This is a genomic window from Spiractinospora alimapuensis (genome assembly GCF_018437505.1).
Lineage (GTDB): Bacteria > Actinomycetota > Actinomycetes > Streptosporangiales > Streptosporangiaceae > Spiractinospora > Spiractinospora alimapuensis.
This window is the reverse complement of record NZ_CP072467.1, coordinates 4,645,567-4,662,822: the sequence shown is the minus strand read 5'-3', so window position 1 is coordinate 4,662,822 and position 17,256 is coordinate 4,645,567. Positions and strand designations below refer to the sequence as shown.

At 69.6% G+C, this 17,256-nt stretch carries 11 protein-coding genes; 3 read left to right on the top strand and 8 right to left on the bottom strand.

What is annotated here, in order from left to right:
• Positions 1 to 114: 114 nt before the first annotated feature.
• Complete coding sequence (mfd, locus tag J4H86_RS21890) at positions 115 to 3,669, bottom strand: transcription-repair coupling factor (RefSeq protein ID WP_236539901.1); 3,555 nt, start codon at positions 3,667 to 3,669, stop codon at positions 115 to 117.
• A 1,244-nt stretch (positions 3,670 to 4,913) separates the two neighbouring features.
• Between mfd and cysC the strand changes: the two genes are divergently transcribed.
• The 3 genes from cysC to J4H86_RS21875 all read left to right on the top strand — a co-directional run bounded on the left by cysC (position 4,914) and on the right by J4H86_RS21875 (position 9,258).
• Complete coding sequence (gene cysC / locus J4H86_RS21885) at positions 4,914 to 6,287, top strand: adenylyl-sulfate kinase (RefSeq protein ID WP_236539899.1); 1,374 nt, start codon at positions 4,914 to 4,916, stop codon at positions 6,285 to 6,287.
• A gap of 162 nt (positions 6,288 to 6,449) precedes the next feature.
• Positions 6,450 to 7,568: an aminoglycoside phosphotransferase family protein gene (locus J4H86_RS21880; protein ID WP_236539897.1), complete on the top strand. Its 1,119-nt coding sequence runs from the start codon at positions 6,450 to 6,452 to the stop codon at positions 7,566 to 7,568.
• A gap of 238 nt (positions 7,569 to 7,806) precedes the next feature.
• Positions 7,807 to 9,258: a glycosyltransferase family 2 protein gene (locus tag J4H86_RS21875; protein ID WP_236539895.1), complete on the top strand. Its 1,452-nt coding sequence runs from the start codon at positions 7,807 to 7,809 to the stop codon at positions 9,256 to 9,258.
• 302 nt (positions 9,259 to 9,560) lie between these two features.
• Here J4H86_RS21875 and J4H86_RS21870 read toward each other — a convergent pair whose 3' ends face one another.
• The 7 genes from J4H86_RS21870 to glmU form a co-directional block, all read right to left on the bottom strand.
• Positions 9,561 to 10,826 (bottom strand): sulfate adenylyltransferase subunit 1, encoded by a 1,266-nt coding sequence (locus tag J4H86_RS21870; RefSeq protein ID WP_236539893.1) that lies wholly within the window; start codon positions 10,824 to 10,826, stop codon positions 9,561 to 9,563.
• Positions 10,827 to 10,879: 53 nt separating this feature from the next.
• A complete protein-coding gene (gene cysD / locus J4H86_RS21865; protein ID WP_269134597.1) occupies positions 10,880 to 11,851 on the bottom strand; it encodes a sulfate adenylyltransferase subunit CysD in 972 nt (323 codons plus the stop codon).
• 142 nt (positions 11,852 to 11,993) lie between these two features.
• Positions 11,994 to 12,773 carry a 3'(2'),5'-bisphosphate nucleotidase CysQ gene (locus J4H86_RS21860; protein ID WP_236539889.1) on the bottom strand — a complete coding sequence of 260 codons (780 nt, stop codon included), beginning with the start codon at positions 12,771 to 12,773 and terminating at the stop codon, positions 11,994 to 11,996.
• Between the two features lie 394 nt (positions 12,774 to 13,167).
• Entirely contained in the window at positions 13,168 to 13,752 is a 585-nt protein-coding gene (gene pth, locus J4H86_RS21855) for an aminoacyl-tRNA hydrolase (protein WP_236544129.1), read from the bottom strand.
• Positions 13,753 to 13,859: 107 nt separating this feature from the next.
• A complete protein-coding gene (locus J4H86_RS21850) occupies positions 13,860 to 14,489 on the bottom strand; it encodes a 50S ribosomal protein L25/general stress protein Ctc (protein ID WP_236539887.1) in 630 nt (209 codons plus the stop codon).
• A 206-nt stretch (positions 14,490 to 14,695) separates the two neighbouring features.
• Positions 14,696 to 15,673, bottom strand: coding sequence for a ribose-phosphate diphosphokinase (locus J4H86_RS21845; protein ID WP_269134492.1), 978 nt, complete (start codon positions 15,671 to 15,673; stop codon positions 14,696 to 14,698).
• Positions 15,674 to 15,695: 22 nt separating this feature from the next.
• A complete protein-coding gene (gene glmU, locus J4H86_RS21840; RefSeq protein WP_236539885.1) occupies positions 15,696 to 17,156 on the bottom strand; it encodes a bifunctional UDP-N-acetylglucosamine diphosphorylase/glucosamine-1-phosphate N-acetyltransferase GlmU in 1,461 nt (486 codons plus the stop codon).
• Positions 17,157 to 17,256: the final 100 nt, after the last annotated feature.

The following is a 17,256-nucleotide window of genomic DNA, read 5'->3' as shown; positions in this document are numbered from 1 at the left end:
GCGGGCACACGTGACGCACACAACACACGACGCGCATCAGCTTAGGGGGAATCGATCAAGTTCGCCGCATCGGTCCCGGCGAACCCGTCGCCGCCGGGGTTGACACGACGGGGGCTACTCCAGCACGGCCTCCACGAGCTCCGTGCACCACCGCAGCAGCTCGAGGTCGCGCAGTGGCTTGCCGGCCAGGCCACCGGCCTTGGGGATCGGCACCAAGAGCGTCTGCGTGGCCTGCTTGAGGATCGCCTTGGGGTACATGCGCCTCATACGTAGTTGGCGCGACTCCGGCAGCTCACCCACCGGCGCGAACCGGACCTGGTTCCCCTGGAGAACGACGTCGGTCAGGCCGACCTTCTTGGCTCGGACCCGGAACCGTGCGACCTCCAAGAGGTTGTCGACCTCCTGGGGCGGCTCCCCGTACCGGTCCGAGAGCTCCTCCCGGATGGCGACGATGTCCTCCGGTCCCCCGACGCTGGCGATCCGCTTGTAGGCGTCCAGGCGCAGCCGCTCCCCGGGCACGTAGTCGTGCGGAATGTGGGCGTCGATCGGGAGCTCGACCTTGGTCTCGACCTCCTCCTCGACCGGACCCCCCGTCCGCAGCTCCCGGACCGCCTCGCCCACCATGCGGACGTACAGGTCGAAACCGACGCCGGCGATGCTCCCCGACTGTTCCGCGCCGAGGATGTTGCCGGCGCCGCGGATCTCCAGGTCCTTCATCGCCACGAACATGCCCGCGCCCTGTTCGGTGTGCTGGGCCACCGTGGACAGGCGTTCGTAGGCGGTCTCGCTCAGCGGCCTCTCCGGCGGGTAGAGGAAGTAGGCGTAGGCCCGTTCCCGGCCACGCCCCACACGCCCGCGGAGCTGGTGAAGCTGGGACAGCCCGTAGGTGTCGGCGCGGTCCACGATCAGGGTGTTGGCGTTGGGCACGTCCAGGCCCGACTCCACGATGGTGGTGGACACCAGGACGTCGAACTTCTCCTCCCAGAAGTCGACCATCACCCGTTCGAGCTGGCTCTCGTTCATCTGGCCGTGGGCGTAGGCGACGCGTGCCTCGGGCACGAGCTCCCGGACCTGCGCGGCGACTTTCTCGATCGAGGCGACTCGGTTGTGGACGAAGAAGACCTGTCCCTCACGCAGCAGCTCCCGGCGGATCGCCGCGGCCAACTGGTTGCCCTCGTAGGGGCCGACGAAGGTCAGGACGGGGTGGCGTTCCTCCGGGGGCGTGAGGATGGTCGTCATCTCGCGGATCCCGGTCAGCCCCATCTCCAGGGTGCGCGGGATGGGTGTGGCCGACATCGCGAGGACGTCGACCTGGGTGCGCATCCGCTTCAGGGACTCCTTGTGTTCGACCCCGAACCGCTGCTCCTCGTCGATGATGATCAGCCCGAGCTGCTTGAACCGGATGTCGGTCGACAGCAGCCGGTGGGTACCGATCACCACGTCGATGGTGCCGTCGCGCAGCCCCTCCATCGTCGCGGCGACGTCGGCGTCGGTCTGGAAGCGGGAGAGCGGCTTCACATTGACGGGGAACGAGGCGTAGCGCTCCGCGAACGTCGAGAGGTGCTGCTGGACGAGCAGCGTGGTCGGCACGAGGACCGCCACCTGCTTGCCGTCCTGCACCGCCTTGAAGGCGGCCCGCACCGCCACCTCGGTCTTCCCGTAGCCGACGTCTCCGCAGATCAGCCGGTCCATCGGGACGGACTTCTCCATGTCCCGCTTGACCTCGTCGATCGCCGCCAACTGGTCGGGGGTCTCCACGTAGGGGAAGGCGTCCTCGAGCTCACGCTGCCACGGGGTGTCGGGGGCGAACGCGTGACCGGGCGACGCCTGACGCGCGGAGTAGAGACGGATGAGGTCGCCGGCGATCTCTCGGACGACCTTGCGGGCTCGGCTCTTGGCTTTCTGCCAGTCAGAGCCGCCCATCCGGTTCACGGTGGGAGCCTCGCCACCCACGTACCGGGTGACCTCGTCAAGCTGGTCGGTCGGGACGAAGAGTCGGTCCCCGGGCTGGCCGCGCTTCGATGGGGCGTACTCGATGACCAGGTACTCGCGGGTGGCGCCCTGGATCTCGCGGCTGACCATCTCGATGTAGCGGCCGACGCCGTGCTGCTCGTGGACCACGTAGTCGCCGGGCTTCAACTGCAGCGGGTCGATCGTGCCGCGCCGACGGCTGGGCATCCGGCGCATGTCCTTGGTGGAGGAGCGCTGCCCGGCCAGGTCCGCCTCGGTGAGGACCGCGGTGCGCACCGAGCGCCAGACGAATCCGTGGTCCAGCCGTCCGGTGGCTACGGTGACCACCGCGGTGCGCGGCTCCTCGGCGAGGTCGGTGACGAGCTGTGCGCCGAGCCCCGCCTCACGCACCATGGAGACGAGCCGTTCGGCGGAACCGTGTCCCTCGGTGAGGAGTACGACGCGCCATTCGTCGTGCAGCCAGGTCTTGGCGTCGGTGAGGGCCCGCTCGGTGTCACCGCGGTAGGTCTCCGCGCCGGCGGCGCTGAGGACGATCGTGGTGTCGCCTTCGGTGTCCTCCGCGACGTGGCCGGCGTCGAAGGGGCTGGCGGTCCACCACGCGAGTCCCCCGTCCAGTGCCTCGCGTCGCACGTCACCGATGGAACGGTAGGCGGAGCCGCCGAGGTCGATCGGAGCCTCGCCACCCGCGGCGGCGGTGATCCAGGACGCCTCGAGGAACTCCCGGCTCGTCTCGACGAGCTCGGTCGCCCGGGTTCGGATCCGTTCGGGGTCGCAGGCCAGTACGTGGGCGTCGCGGGGGAAGTACCGCAGGAGGGACTCCATGTCCCCGGCGAGCACGGGCGCGAACGCCTCCATGCCCTCCACCGTGATGCCCTCGGCGAGCTTGTCCAGCACGTCGGCCAGGGCGGGGTGCTGTTCGGCGAGGGTCCGCGCACGCTCGCGAACCTCGGGTGTGAGGAGCAGCTCCCGGCAGGGGGGCGCGAGCAGGCCGCCCGCGGCGGCGTCCTCACCGGCGATGGAACGCTGGTCGGCCACCTGGAAGGAGCGGATCTCCTCCACCTCGTCGCCCCAGAACTCCAGGCGTAGGGGGTGTTCCTCCTGGGGTGGGAAGACGTCCAGGATGCCACCGCGGACCGCGAGGTCACCCCGCTTCTCCACGAGGTCGACGCGCGCGTATCCGGCGTCGACCAGGCGTTGGACCAGGTCCTCCATCGCCACGGCGTCCCCGGTACGCACCCGCACCGGGACGAGGTCACCCAGGCCCTGCACGAGTGGCTGCAGTACGCTGCGCACGGGCGCGACGACCACACGGAGTGGGAGGTTCAGGGGGTCGTCGGAGTCCGGGTGGGCGAGACGGCGCAGGACGGCCAGACGCTGCCCGACCGTGTCGGAGCGAGGCGAGAGACGTTCGTGCGGGAGCGTCTCCCACGGTGGGAACACCGCGACCGACTCGGCGGGCAGGAGATCACCAAGTGAATCGGCGAGGGTCGTCGCCTCACGCTCGGTCGCCGTGACGGCGAGGATGGGGCGACCGCCCCCCGTCGGCGCGTCGGCCGCCAACGCGGCGAGGAGCACCGGGCGCAACGCCCCCGGCGCGACGACGTCCAGCTCGGGCTCGGTTCCCTGGCGCGCTGCCTCGATGACCCCACTCAGCGCGGGATCCGTGCGCACGGCGGAGAGCAGTCCAGAAAGACTCATGGTTCCTTAGGCTCTGTACTTGTGGATCGCTCGGGGTCGTGCGGCCTGGGCCGCCGTGTCGCGCTCCGACCAGCGCACCACCCCCGGGACCGCGGGCCGTCGTCGGGATGCGTCACCCGCATCGTGGGCCGGCGTGTCCAGGCGCCAGCCATCCCCTCCCGCGGGAACCCACACCCCTCGGGAGCATCGGTGGCTGCTCGGTGGGAGTCGGACGCGGAACCGCCCCCGCCGCCAACGACGAACATCGGATCCACGGCAGAACCCCAACGACGGGAAACATGGACCGAACAGCCCCGGGCACAGACTATGTCGCCCCCGAGCGGTTGCACACCACGCACTCCCCGGCCCCACAAGAGGCAACGCTCCACCCACGTGCGCTGTTCCCTCCATTCCCCACACACCCACGGACACACCGCACGTGGCCATCCCTTTGCTCCCCCGCCGGCTCCGGGTTACCCGTGGGACGGAACGCGGCGTGCGGCGCCCCCACGTCCCCGGACTCCAGGAAGACCGCCTGTAGGTAACAGACGTCTCGAGAAATCCGTCCGGGGCGGCGACCGGCACAAGCCACTCGCCCTTCGGCACCGTGCGCCCCCGCGAGTGGATCGACACAGTGGACGCGCCACACGTAGAGGCCCTTCGCACGTCAGGACGGCCACCCGCGGTAGGCCGCGGTAGGGAGCGGTGGGCCGTCAGACCGTGCCCGGGAAGCGGATCCGGACGCGTCCGAAGCGATCGGGGCCGACGAAGCGCCTCACACGAACCCCTGAACCGTCGCGGCGGACACAGGTCAACGCACGCCCGGAAGCCCGACGCCCCGCACCCACGACGGGCACACTCGGCGGGCGACGAGGCCCACCGCTTCTCACGACGGTGAGCCACGGCCGGACGCCCTTGGCTCGTCGGCGCCGGCGGGGCGCTGGGCGACGAGGTCCATGACGCGACAGAGACACGGCGCCAGCGGTAAGGGTGCGGGTGGGTGGAGCAGCCGTGGCGCCCCGTCCCGAGTGGGTGGCACGTGGTGGCGGGCGCCCACCACTCAGCCGGGGGCGCTGCGTCACGCCCGGTGGCCCTCCGCACCCACGGTGTCGCCGTGCGACCAGCACCCCCTTGTGGGTGGGTTGTCGGAGCCGGACTGGGGTCGCGCGGCGTGTCCCGTACGGTCGACGGCGCAGGGTCCGAGATCGGCTCGATGCGGGGAGCGGGACGGGCGCAGGTGGAGGGTGGCCCCCTAGGCTGATTCCGTGACCAGTACGAGTGTGGATTCCAGCGAGCCGGTCGAGATCACGCCGGATTCGGCCGCGTTGGCACATGTGGAACTGCTGCTGAACGGCGCGTATCCGCTGTCCGGTTTCATGGGCCGCGCGGAGGTCGCCAGCGTCCGGGAGCACGGTCGACTCGTGGACGGACGTCCCTGGTCGATCCCCGTCGTGCTACCGGTTCCGTCCGACCTGCCCCGGGGCGACGCCGTGACACTCACCGACCCCGAAGGTGCCCCGCTGGCACGCCTCGCGGTCACCGAGCGGTGGCGGGAGTCGGGGGTCACCTACCTCGCCGGCCCCGTGACCACGATCGAGCGACCCGCGCACGGGGTCTTCCGCCGGTTGCGCCTCAGTCCCGGGGACGTCCGGGAACGGCGGCAGCGTCCGTCCGATCCGCTGTTGTGCGTGGTGACGTCCACCCCTCTCCACCACAGCGCGCTCGCGGAGATCCACGCCGCCGCGCACCACCTGGCCGAGGAGACGGACACACGCACCCCCACCTCCGCGACGGCCGAGGTCCTGGTCCTCGTCGACACTCCGTTCCACGACGAGCGGACCATGCACGCGGTGTTGGCGGCCCGGTCCCACCTGCCGGCCGGGACCCAGGTCGTCGCCGTCGCCCTGCCCGAGTACACGCCCGAGACCGCTGTCGGGGTCGCCCAGGGCTTCGGCGCGTCCCGGACGCTGGTCGAGCCGGTCGAGCGTCCGGAGTTTGGCCAGGCCGAACTCCACCGGATGCTGGCCCATGGGAAACCCCTGCCGGGTTGGTTCACCCCGCCCGAGGTCGCCGACGAACTCGCACGCCAGTGGCCCCCACGCCCGAACCGTGGCCTCACCGTGTTCTTCACCGGACTGTCGGGGTCGGGTAAGTCCACGATCGCGCGCGGTGTCTCCGACCGAATCCGTGAGTCGGGCCGCCCGGTCACCCTCCTTGACGGGGATGTCGTGCGCCGGATGCTCTCCAAGGGGCTCAGCTTCTCCAAGGAGGACCGCGACGCCAACATCCGCCGTATCGGATTCGTGGCGGCCGAGATCGCCCGCCACGGAGGCGTCGCGGTGTGCGCGCCCATCGCGCCCTACGCCGCCACCCGGGCCGAGGTCCGAGCGATGGTGGAGCGGCACGGCGACTTCGTCCTCGTCCACGTGGCGACGCCCTTGGCCGAGTGCGAGTCCCGCGACCGAAAGGGCCTCTACGCCAAGGCCCGGGCCGGCGTCATCCCAGAGTTCACGGGAGTCTCCGACCCCTACGAGGTTCCTGACGACGCCGACCTCACCGTTGACACCACGGAGATCTCCGTCGACCACGCGGTGGATCTGGTCCTCGACACCCTGCGCTCCGGAGGATGGGTGGCCTGAGCTCCGCCCCTCCTGGCTGGCCAACGAAAACACCGCCAGCCGCAGGGTGGGGCTCTCTTCTCGCGCGGCCAGGCGAACGTGTCCGGCAAGTTCCAATCTTCCGGACAACGGACGGCGGGTCGGTACCGGCGGGACACCTCCACGCGCACGATGATGTCTCTCGTGCGTCCTGGCATCGAGTCCGAGCGGAGCCCCGGCTACTTCGTGTCCTCGATCCGAGGCGGTTACCGAGTCCTCCTCCCATCGGGGCACCGACACGCGGCGGCCCGGGCACTGATGGCCTTCACCACCGGGCAGCCACGGATCGAACGGGTGCACGCGACCGTGCTGGGGCTGAGCTTCGCCGCCGGGCTGGGGCCGTTGGCGGCGGAGGGAGAGGTCCGGCTCGCTCCGCCCCACGGGTTGGAGCGCATGCTCGCCGACGTGCTGCGCCGGGACCTCGTGTTGGCGGTGCGGACGGGCGGCACGGGCAGCGACCGGAAACCCGTCGCGCTTCTCCTGACTCCGTTGGGCGGCGCCGTGGGCTACGCGAAGTTCGCGGTGGACGAACACACCGCACGGCTCGTCCGATCCGAGACGGAGACGCTCCGATCCCTGCGCCACTGTCACCTGCCCGACGTCACGGTGCCCCGCGTCCTGCACGCCGGCTCGTGGCGCGGGATGCCCTTCCTCGTCCAGGAGGCCCTTCCGGTGGGGGAACAGACCGACCCGCCGACCCGGCACCGGTTGCTGCGGGCGACGATCCAGATCGCGAACACGGCGGGTGTCGTGCAGCAGCCGCTCGCCGCCAGCGAGTACCTGCATCGGCTCACCCGCGCGGTGAAGGAGCTGCCCGGCGGTGCGCTCGGTGACGCTCTGCGGGCGCAGCTCACGCGACTACCCGACGTGAACCTTCTGTTCGGCGCCTGGCACGGCGACCTGACGCGTTGGAACATGTCCAGTACCCAGCGCCGTGACTTCGTGTGGGACTGGGAGCGCGCCGAGGTGTGCGCCCCTCTCGGCTTCGACGCGCTGCACTACAACCTGCGGGAGTGCCTGCGCGCCAATCCCCGCACCGGTGTCGACACCTGGCTGCGCAGCGGGGCCAGGCTGCTCGACGACCCGGCCTTCGCGCGTTCGGGAGTGACGCCGACGAGCCGCACCGTGGCCACCACCATGGCCCTGTACCTCACGGACCGCACCACCCGACGGCTGCGTGAGGACCCGAGCTGGAGTCCTCGGCCCTGGCTGATGCCGATTCTCCGGAATCTGGTGGGTCGTGCGAACGGCACGAGGCGGTAGCCGCTCAGGCGAAAGCCCCTGGTGATCCTCGGACCTGACCGCTGTTCGAATCGATACCGAACGAAGCGACCCAGTTACTTTTAGCTATGGCATGATTACGGCAAGCCGATAAGGGCCGATCCCCCGCGGTAACCCCGCACGCCTCCTCTCGGCCCGCTCATTCCATGTAACGAGTCGCAGTACGTCCACAGCTTCGAGGCCCCCGGCGCGGCGACACAGCATCGAGGTGAGACAGAGTATGCAGGACCGGCCGAACGTCCTGGTATTGCTCGATTCCGAGGACTCTCCTTTTGCTTTCCCACTGTCCTGGACGCAAGCCTGGGCCACCCGTCATCCCCTGCTGCGGGTAGAGCCCCTGGCCGTCCAGCACGAGCCGACCGTCACGCCGGACGACGGACTCACGGCCGCGCTGGACCGGGCGATCGTCGTGGTCTGCTCTCCGTGCACGCGGTCCATCCGCACGGCTCGACGGCACGGCCACGTTCCCATCGTCGCCGGGCCCTACACCGACGCGGAGCGGATCGACGCCGGATCCGCGCAGCACCCGTTCTCCGTGCCCGACGCCGATCACGTTCGCTGCGCGACCGCCTCGGAGTTGGCTGACGCGTTGGAACGTGCCCTCGCACACCCCATCGACTTCCGGGTGAACCGGGACACCGTGCCTCGGGCCCCGGTCACGGCCGGCCACCGGAACTCTGTGGGGCATCGACAGGGCACCCCGTCCCTCCCCGCGCCCCGGCGTGCGGGCAGCGGGCCACTTCCGACGGTGTGCCCCCAGGACGGATGGCCCGACGTCACCACCGTCGTCGCGGCCCGGACCCACTCCGACGCCCTCCGTCGCACGCTCCGCTCCTTGGCCGGCCAGGACTACCCCGGACGGATCCACACGCTCGTGGTGCCGGCGCGGGGAGAGCCCGACGCCTCACTACCGGCGGGAACGGAGAACCGCTCGCTGGCCGGCGTCGCCAACACCCGCAGCCCTGGTCTGGCCGGCGCCCGCAACTCGGGGATCCTCGCGGCGACCTCCGACTATGTGGCGTTCTGCGACGACGGTGACACGTGGCTGCCTCACAAGCTCCGGGCCCAGGTCGAGCTGCTCCAGGCCCACCCCGACACCGACCTCGTCGCCTGCGGCATTCGCGCGGTCGGCGATCGGCGCGAGGTCGACCACACGCCACGGCCGGGGCGGATCACGTTCAGCGACCTCCTGCGCTACCGCGGAACCGAGGTGCACCCCTCCACCTACCTCCTGCGACGCAGCACCCTGATGAGTCGTACCGGGCTCATCGACGAACGGATCCCCGGCACATACGCCAAGGACTACGAACTGCTGCTGCGGATCGCGCGCAACGGCACCGTGCGCGCGTGCCCCGAACCCGCGGTACGCGTCCCCTGGCACCTGCCCTCCCCCTACTCCGAGGCATGGCAGGCCACCTCCAGTGCGCTGCGCTGGCTGTTGTCGGAGTACCCCGAGTTCGGTCTGGTCCGCTCCGGCTACGCACGCGTCGCCGGCCAGGTCGCCTTCGCCGAGGCGGCGGCCGGCCACCGACGAGCGGCCCTCCGCTGGATCGCGACCACGCTACGCAGCTACCCCATCGAGCCACGCGCCTACCTGGCCACCGCCATCGCCGGAGGCGTGTCCCCCAGCACCATCCTCAACACGCTCCACCGCCGCGGCCGAGGATTCTGACACACCGCCCACACTGTCGGCATTGGCATCCACCCCGTTCGGTTCCCCATGCACCCGCAAGGGGAGAGCCTCGTGCGCCGTACGTCCGCAGCGGCGAAAGCAAAGCGAGCGTCCAGTGGGTCCTGTGTCGGGGGCCGCGCGCGGACGCCCCCACCCGCGTCGCGGATTTACGTCAGGGAACACCCAGCCAGGTCGCCGGCGACGCGTTCCCGCGTGGAGCCCCGACCCCAGCAAGAACCGCGCGCGGAGCGCGTCCGTCGTGGGTGGCGGCGGGCGGACGGGTGAGTCGAGCGTTGTGTCGCCTAGGTGTCGACGATCATGCCGGCGGCGACGGTTGCGTTGGTCGACTCGTCGACGAGGATGAATCCGCCGGTCAGGCGATTGCGTCGGTAGGCGTCGGTGAAGATGGGCTGTGTCGTTCGCAGGGCGACACGACCGATTTGGTTGAGCCTGAGGGTGTCGGCGGACTCGTCGCGGTGCAGGGTGTTGACGTCCAGTTGGTAGTGGACGTCCCGGACCACGGTGCGAACGCTGCGGGTGGTGTGTTTCAGGAGCAGCCGGCTCCGAGCGGTGAGGGGGCGGGTCTCGGACATCCAGCACAGCATGGCGTCCACGTCCTGGGTGACCGACGGTTGGTTCTGGGGGCGGCAGATCATGTCCCCGCGGGAGATGTCGATGTCGTCGGCGAGCCGCAGCGTCACCGACATGGGGGAGAACGCCTCGGCCACGGGACCGTCCGCCGTGGAGATCTCGGTGATCGTGGTCTCCAGTCCCGACGGAAGGTGGGTGACGGTGTCGCCCGGCTTGAGGACGCCGCCGGCGACCTGGCCGGCGTAGCCCCGGTAGTCGTGCAGGGCCGGGTCGGCCGCGCGGTGCGGTCGGATCACGTACTGGACCGGGAAGCGCACGTCGACCAGGTTCCGGTCGGAGGCGATGTGCACGTTCTCCAGGTGGCGCAGCAGCGGGGGCCCGTCGTACCAGTCCATGTTCGGGGACCGGCCGACCACGTTGTCACCCCGGAGGGCGGAGATGGGGATGAAGGTGAGGTCCGGGACGTCCAACTTGGCCGCGAAGTCGGTGAACTCGTCCTTGATCCGCTCGAACCGAGCCTCGTCGTAGTCGACGAGGTCCATCTTGTTCACCGCGAACACCAGGTGCGGCACCCGCAGCAGCGTCGCGAGGAACGCGTGGCGACGACTCTGTTCCTGTAGGCCCTTGCGCGCGTCCACCAAGACCACCGCCAGGTCCGCAGTGGACGCCCCCGTCACCATGTTGCGGGTGTACTGCACGTGCCCCGGAGTGTCGGCGATGATGAACGTCCGGCGCGGCGTCGCGAAGTACCGGTAGGCGACGTCGATGGTGATTCCCTGCTCGCGCTCGGCCCGCAGACCGTCGGTGAGCAGCGCGAGGTTGGCGTCCTCCTCGCCACGGTCGCGGCTGGTGCGTTCCACCGCCTCCAACTGGTCCTCGAAGATGGACTTGGAGTCGTAGAGCAGCCGACCGATCAGTGTGCTCTTGCCGTCGTCGACCGAGCCGGCGGTGGCGAATCGCAGGATGTCGTTGGTCATCAGCAAGCTTCCCCGCCTCGTGTTCGCTGTGTTCGTGGTGGCCTGGGCACGACCTAGAAGTAGCCCTCGCGCTTGCGGTCCTCCATCGCGGCCTCGCTGGATCGGTCGTCGGCGCGGGTCTGCCCCCGTTCGGTGATCCGTGTGGCGGCGATCTCCGCGACGATGTCGGGGAGGGTGGTGGCGGTGGAGCGGACGGCACCGGTACAGGTCATGTCGCCGACCGTGCGGTAGCGCACCATGGTGGAGAACACGGTCTCGTCGTCGTCCCGGTGCACGTGCGGGTTGTCGGCCAGAAGGATCCCGTCGCGCTCGAACACCGAGCGTTCGTGTGCGAAGTAGATCGACGGCAGGGCGAGTTCCTCGCGCCGTACGTAGGCCCAGATGTCCAGCTCGGTCCAGTTCGACAGCGGGAACACCCGGATGTTCTCCCCCTGGGCGACCCGGGTGTTGAAGGTGTTCCACAGTTCGGGGCGTTGCGCCTTGGGCTCCCACTGACCGAACTCGTCGCGGAAGGAGAAGATTCGTTCCTTGGCGCGCGCCTTCTCCTCGTCGCGGCGGGCGCCGCCGAACGCGGCGTCGAACCGGTGGTGCTCCAGGGCGTCCAGGAGTGCCGAGGTCTGCAACCGGTTGCGGCTGGCCCACCGGCCGGTGGGCTCACGCACGACCCCCGCGTCGATCTGCTCCTGTACCGAGGCGACGATCAACCGGACGCCGGTCTCGGCGACGCGTCGGTCCCGGAACTCCATGACCTCGGGAAAGTTGTGCCCGGTGTCGACATGCATGACGGGGAAGGGAATGGGTCCCGGCCAGAAGGCCTTCTCCGCCAGCCGCAGCATCACGATCGAGTCCTTGCCCCCGGAGAAGAGCAGGACCGGCCGCTCGAACTCCGCGGCGACCTCCCGCATGATGTACAAGGCCTCGGCCTCGAGCAGGTCGAGCTGGGACATCTGGTATCGGCTGGGCGCCTGCGTCATGTCCGTCCACGCCTCACTCGTCGTAGCGGTCCGCCTTGGACGGTCAGGCAGAGTGGTCGCCCCGAACGTGGGAGGGGTGGCTGGGCGTGGCCCGGACGTGGCCACACTCCGAACTCCCGGCGGCTATTCCCTACCTAACCGACCGGGAGTATACAGTTTTAGGCGGCGGGGCGGTGTGACCCGCCCCACATTCTCACGCGCTGTTTTCGGTGTTCGCGCAGGACTGGATGCTCGCCAGCAACGTCGTCGCGAGTTCGGGCCGGCACACCAGGACGTCCGGCAGCGAGGCGTCCGGCTGGTTGTAGGTCAACGGACTTCCGTCGATGCGGGACGTGTGCAGCCCCGCGGCCCGAGCGACGGCTACCGGAGCCGCGCTGTCCCACTCGTGCTGTCCCCCCGAGTGCAGGTAGATGTCGGCGATGCCCAGGAGCACCGCGCAGATCTTCGCCCCCGCGGACCCCATGGGCACCAGCTCCGCCCCCAACTGGGTGGCGATCCGTCGCGCGAACTCCGGCGGCCGGGTGCGACTGACCGTGATCCGCAGTCGCTGCTCGGCCGGACGCTCCCCCGGAAGCCACGGCGGATCGACGGTGGACAGGGTGCTGCCCTGGGCCGGGAGGGCGACCGCCCCGGCGACCAGGTCGCCCGCCTCCCACAGGGCGACGTGGACGGCCCAGTCGCTGCGCCCGGGCTCCGCGAACTCCCGGGTCCCGTCCAGGGGGTCGATGATCCAGACCCTCCGTGCGGTCAGGCGACTGGGGTCGTCAACGACCCCCTCCTCCGACAGCACCGGGTCACTGGGGCGAAGTCGCTCCAGCGCCGAGAAGAGGAACTCGTGCGAGAGGCGATCACCCAGGGTTCGCAGGACGTCGGGTTCGTCGAACCCCTGACGAGCCCGCAGACGCAACAGGTGCTGGCCGGCCTCGGTAGCCAAGTCCCGAGCCACCTCATGGTCGTTACGGATACCGCTCACCTGCCCTACCTAGCCCAATCCCGATCGGCACACGGATCCACCATCCCGGTCATAGCGGCCGAAACAGCGCGAACGACCGGCTCTCAACGTAACGTAGATCGCGCTCATACGTCCCATCGCACGGATACCCCCCAGGGACGTACGTTTCACCACGACCATCACACCTCCCAACGCTCGATTCCCCCCACAGAATCCTGCCTTTGTGTAGCAATATGATCGCACACAGTAATTGTGGGAGGTGTGCCGATCCGGAGATCCACGCGAGGAAACCGGGGTTCCGGGGATCGCACCGAAGGGCGCACGGCCGACCGAGGAGTGCTGACGACGAACTCGGCGGCGGCGACCAGGGCGTACTCGGAGCTCCGCCAAGGGAGACCCCACCCGAGAGTGGGGATCAGGAACCGTGGAAGGTGTTCTGCGCCTTCTCCACGCCATGGGCCAACACGGCCTCCACCGCGTCCGCGGCCCGCTCCAGCTCGACGTCGAGCTCCTTGCGCTCCGTGGAGGAGAAGTCGCGCAGCACGTAGTCCGCCGCGTCCTGGGAGCCGGGCGGACGCCCCACTCCGAATCGAACCCGCACGTAGTCGGGGGCGGACAACGATTTGGAGATGGACCGCAGGCCGTTGTGCCCGCCCGCGCCTCCCCCGCGCTTGATCTTGATCGCGCCGAAGGGAATGTCCATGTCGTCGTGGACCACGACCACCCGGTCCACGGGAACGGAGAAGAAGTCGCTGACGCCCGCGACGGGGCCGCCAGAGACGTTCATGTAGGAACGCGGCTTGGCCAGGACCGTGGGCACGCCCTCGATCCTGACCACAGCGACGTCTGTCCGTGTCTTGTGCCCCTTCCAGCGCTCACTCGAACGCTGAGCCAGGACATCGAGCACCATGTGCCCGACGTTGTGACGGTTGCCGGCATAGCGCGGACCAGGGTTGCCCAGGCCCACCACCAGCCACCGGTCGTCGGAGTCGGAGCCCATCGCCCCGGCGCCTCCTTCTCCCGGATCGTCCGGGCGACGCAGGAGGCCACGGATCCATGCACCGACCACCTGCGTCACCTCCGCGATCGCGGTGACCCCTCAGGGGATTACTCAGCGGACTCCGACGCGGACTCCTCTTCACCAGCCGTGGCGGGCTCGGCGCCCTCCTCGGTGGTGAGCTCGGCCTCAAGCTCCTCGTCCGAACGCTCCGCGGCGATGGTGAGGACCAGGGCCTCACCATCGGTCTGCAGCGTCGCACCAGCCGGGAGGGGAATGTCGGCGGCGGTGATGTGCGCCCCGACCTCCTGGCCTTCGACGGAGAACTCGATGGACTCCGGAATGTGCGTCGCCTCGGCCTCGATCTCCAGGCTGACCAGTTCCTGGTTCAGCACTCCGCCCGAGGCGATCTCGCCGGTGAGGTGGAGCGGGATATCGACGGTGACCTTCTCGCCCTTCTTGACCACGATCAGGTCAACATGCTCCAGGAAGCCCTTGATGGCGTCCCGCTGCACGGCCTTGGGCAGAACAAGGTTGTCCTTGTCCATGCCGTCCAGGCGAAGCAGAACGTTCGGTGTCTTGAGGGCGAGCATCAGGTCGTGGCCCGGCAGTGCGATGTGCCGCGGCTCTGTGCCGTGGCCGTAGAGGACGGCCGGCACCTTGCCCGCGCGGCGGACGCGACGGGCGGCGCCCTTACCGAACTCGGTGCGCGTCTCGGCGCTGATGCGTACCTCTGACACGGCAATACTCCTCGGTCTGATTCATCCCGCGCATGCGGGAGAGGGAACTCCTAATGGGACAAAACCCGTACGGGGGCAACAACGGCCTCGCCGCGCCATCGCAGGCGCTGGGCGGGAACACGAACCCGATCGGGCGCAGACGCCCGCACAAGTCTAACGTGTTCCCGGAGAGCTCAGCACATGTGGCGTGACGCGGCGCTGGTCCGTCAGCTGGCCCCGTCGAAGAGGCTCGTCACCGAACCGTCGGTGAAGACCTGCTCTATGGCACGGGCAAGGAGGGGGGCGATGCTGAGTTCGGTCAGCTTATCGAATTGACGTTCGGGCGGGATCGGGAGGGTGTTGGTGATGACGACCTCCGACACCTTGGAGTCCTGAAGTCGCTTCGCCGCCGGTCCGGACAGCACGCCGTGGGTCGCCGCGACGATCACTTCCCGCGCTCCGTACTCGAATAGCGCGTCGGCGGCCTTCACGATGGTGCCACCGGTGTCGATCATGTCGTCGACGAGGACGCAACTGCGGCCGGAGACGTCGCCCACCACCTCGTGCACCCGCACCTCGTTGGCGATGTCGGGGTCACGACGCTTGTGGATGAAGGCCAGGGAGGCACCGAGGCGGTCGGCCCACCGGTCCGCGGTCCGGATGCGCCCCGCGTCGGGGGACACGATCGTGACCTCGGAGCTGGAGAGCTTGGCCTCGACGTAGTCGGCCAGGATCGGCAGCGCGAACAGGTGGTCGACGGGGCCGTCGAAGAACCCCTGGATCTGGTCGGTGTGCAGGTCGATCGCCATCAGACGGTCGGCGCCCGCGGTACGGAAGAGGTCCGTCACCAGACGACCGGAGATCGGTTCCCGCCCACGGTGCTTCTTGTCCTGCCGCGCGTAGCCCAGGAACGGTGTCACGACCGTGATGCGCTTCGCCGAAGCCCGCTTGAGCGCGTCCACCATGATCAACTGCTCCATGATGGCTTCGTTGACGGGGTCGGAATGCGCCTGGATGACGAAGGCGTCAGATCCGCGAACGGACTCCAGGTACCGCACGAAGATCTCGGAGTTGGCGAACCGCTCGAACCTCGTCGGCGTCACATCGATGCCCAGCTGACCGGCCACGTCTTCGGTCAGTTGTGGATGATGCTGCCCACCGAAGAGCATCATCTTCTTCTGACCCGCGGCCTCTATGCCGGTCAAAATCTTTCCCCCTCATTCACTGTCAGTCCTCGGCGCTGGTGGCACGCTCCGCCGCGTCCGCGGCGGCCGTACCCGGGCGCCGACTGCGCACCCATCCATCGATGTTGCGCTGTCGATGCCCTTCCGACACCGCGAGGGCCCCCGGAGGGACGTCCTCGCGCACCACCGTCCCCGCGCCGGTGTAGGCGCCGTCCCCCACGTTGACGGGGGCGATGAACATCGTGTCGCTACCGGTCCGCGCGTGGTCCCCCACGACGGTCCTGTTCTTGTGCACGCCGTCGTAGTTGACGAACACCGACGACGCGCCGATGTTCGCCTCCTTGCCGATGTCGGCGTCGCCCACGTAGGTCAGGTGCGGGATCTTGGTCCCCTCACCGACGTTGGAGTTCTTCACCTCGACGAAGGTGCCGACCTTGGCCCGGCCCCCGAGACGTGCGCCGGGGCGGAGGTAGGAGTAGGGCCCCACGACGGCGCGTTCGCCGATCTCGGCGCCCTCGGCGACCGTGTGGGACACGGTGGCTCCGGCGCCGACCGCGGTGTCCGTGAGGCGTGCCCCCGGACCGACGTGGGCCTCGTCACCGACGACGGTCCCGCCCAGGAGCTGGGTCTGCGGCTCGATGACCGCGTCCTGGCCGATCGTCACGTCGACGTCGACGAGCGTGCTGGCGGGGTCGACGACCGTCACCCCCGCGCGCATGTGGGTCTCCAGTAGGCGGCGGTTGAGGCTGGCTCTGGCGGCGGCGAGCTGGACACGGTCGTTGACGCCCTCGATCTCGCCGGCGTCCTCGGCCACCGAGACCCCCACCCGCAGCCCGTCTCCGCGCAGCAGGGCCACGGTGTCGGTGATGTACTCCTCGCCCTTGGCGTTGTCAGTGCTCAGCCGCTGCACCACCGCGGCGAGCGCGGCTCCGTCGAAGGCGTACATGCCGGAGTTGATCTCCGTGATGGCGCGCTGGTCGGCCGTGGCGTCCGCCTCCTCGACGATGCCCGCGCAGGCTCCGGAGGAGTCACGGATGATCCGGCCGTATCCCGTCGGGTCGTCCAGGTGGGCGCTCAGCACGGTGGCGGCGTTCCCGCCGGCCTCATGCGCGGCCACGAGGTCGCCGAGCGTCCTGCCGCGCAGGAGCGGCGTGTCGCCGTAGCAGAGCACCACGGTGCCGCTGAGCGCGTCGGCCGGCGTCGTGTCGTCCCCTGCCAGGGAGTCCAAGGCCATGCGGACCGCGTGTCCGGTCCCGTTCTGCTTGTCCTGCACGGCGGTGGTGACGCCCGGGGCGACCTCGTCGACGTGCGCGGACACGCGTTCGCGCTCGTGCCCGACCACGACCACTGTCCGTTGCGGAGCGAGCTCGGCGGCGGCGGCGAGCACGTGTGCGACCAGGCTGCGGCCGCAGATCTCGTGGAGGACTTTCGGCGTCCGGGATCTCATCCGGGTGCCCTCACCCGCGGCGAGGACGATGACGGCTGCGGGGCGGCTCGCGCTCAAGGCGGAGACTCCTCGTGTCGCTGGTGGAATCGCGCATGTCCGGCGCCCCGATGCGCCGGAAGCGTTTGACCTCGGCATTCGCCAGTGAACACCGGTTGGC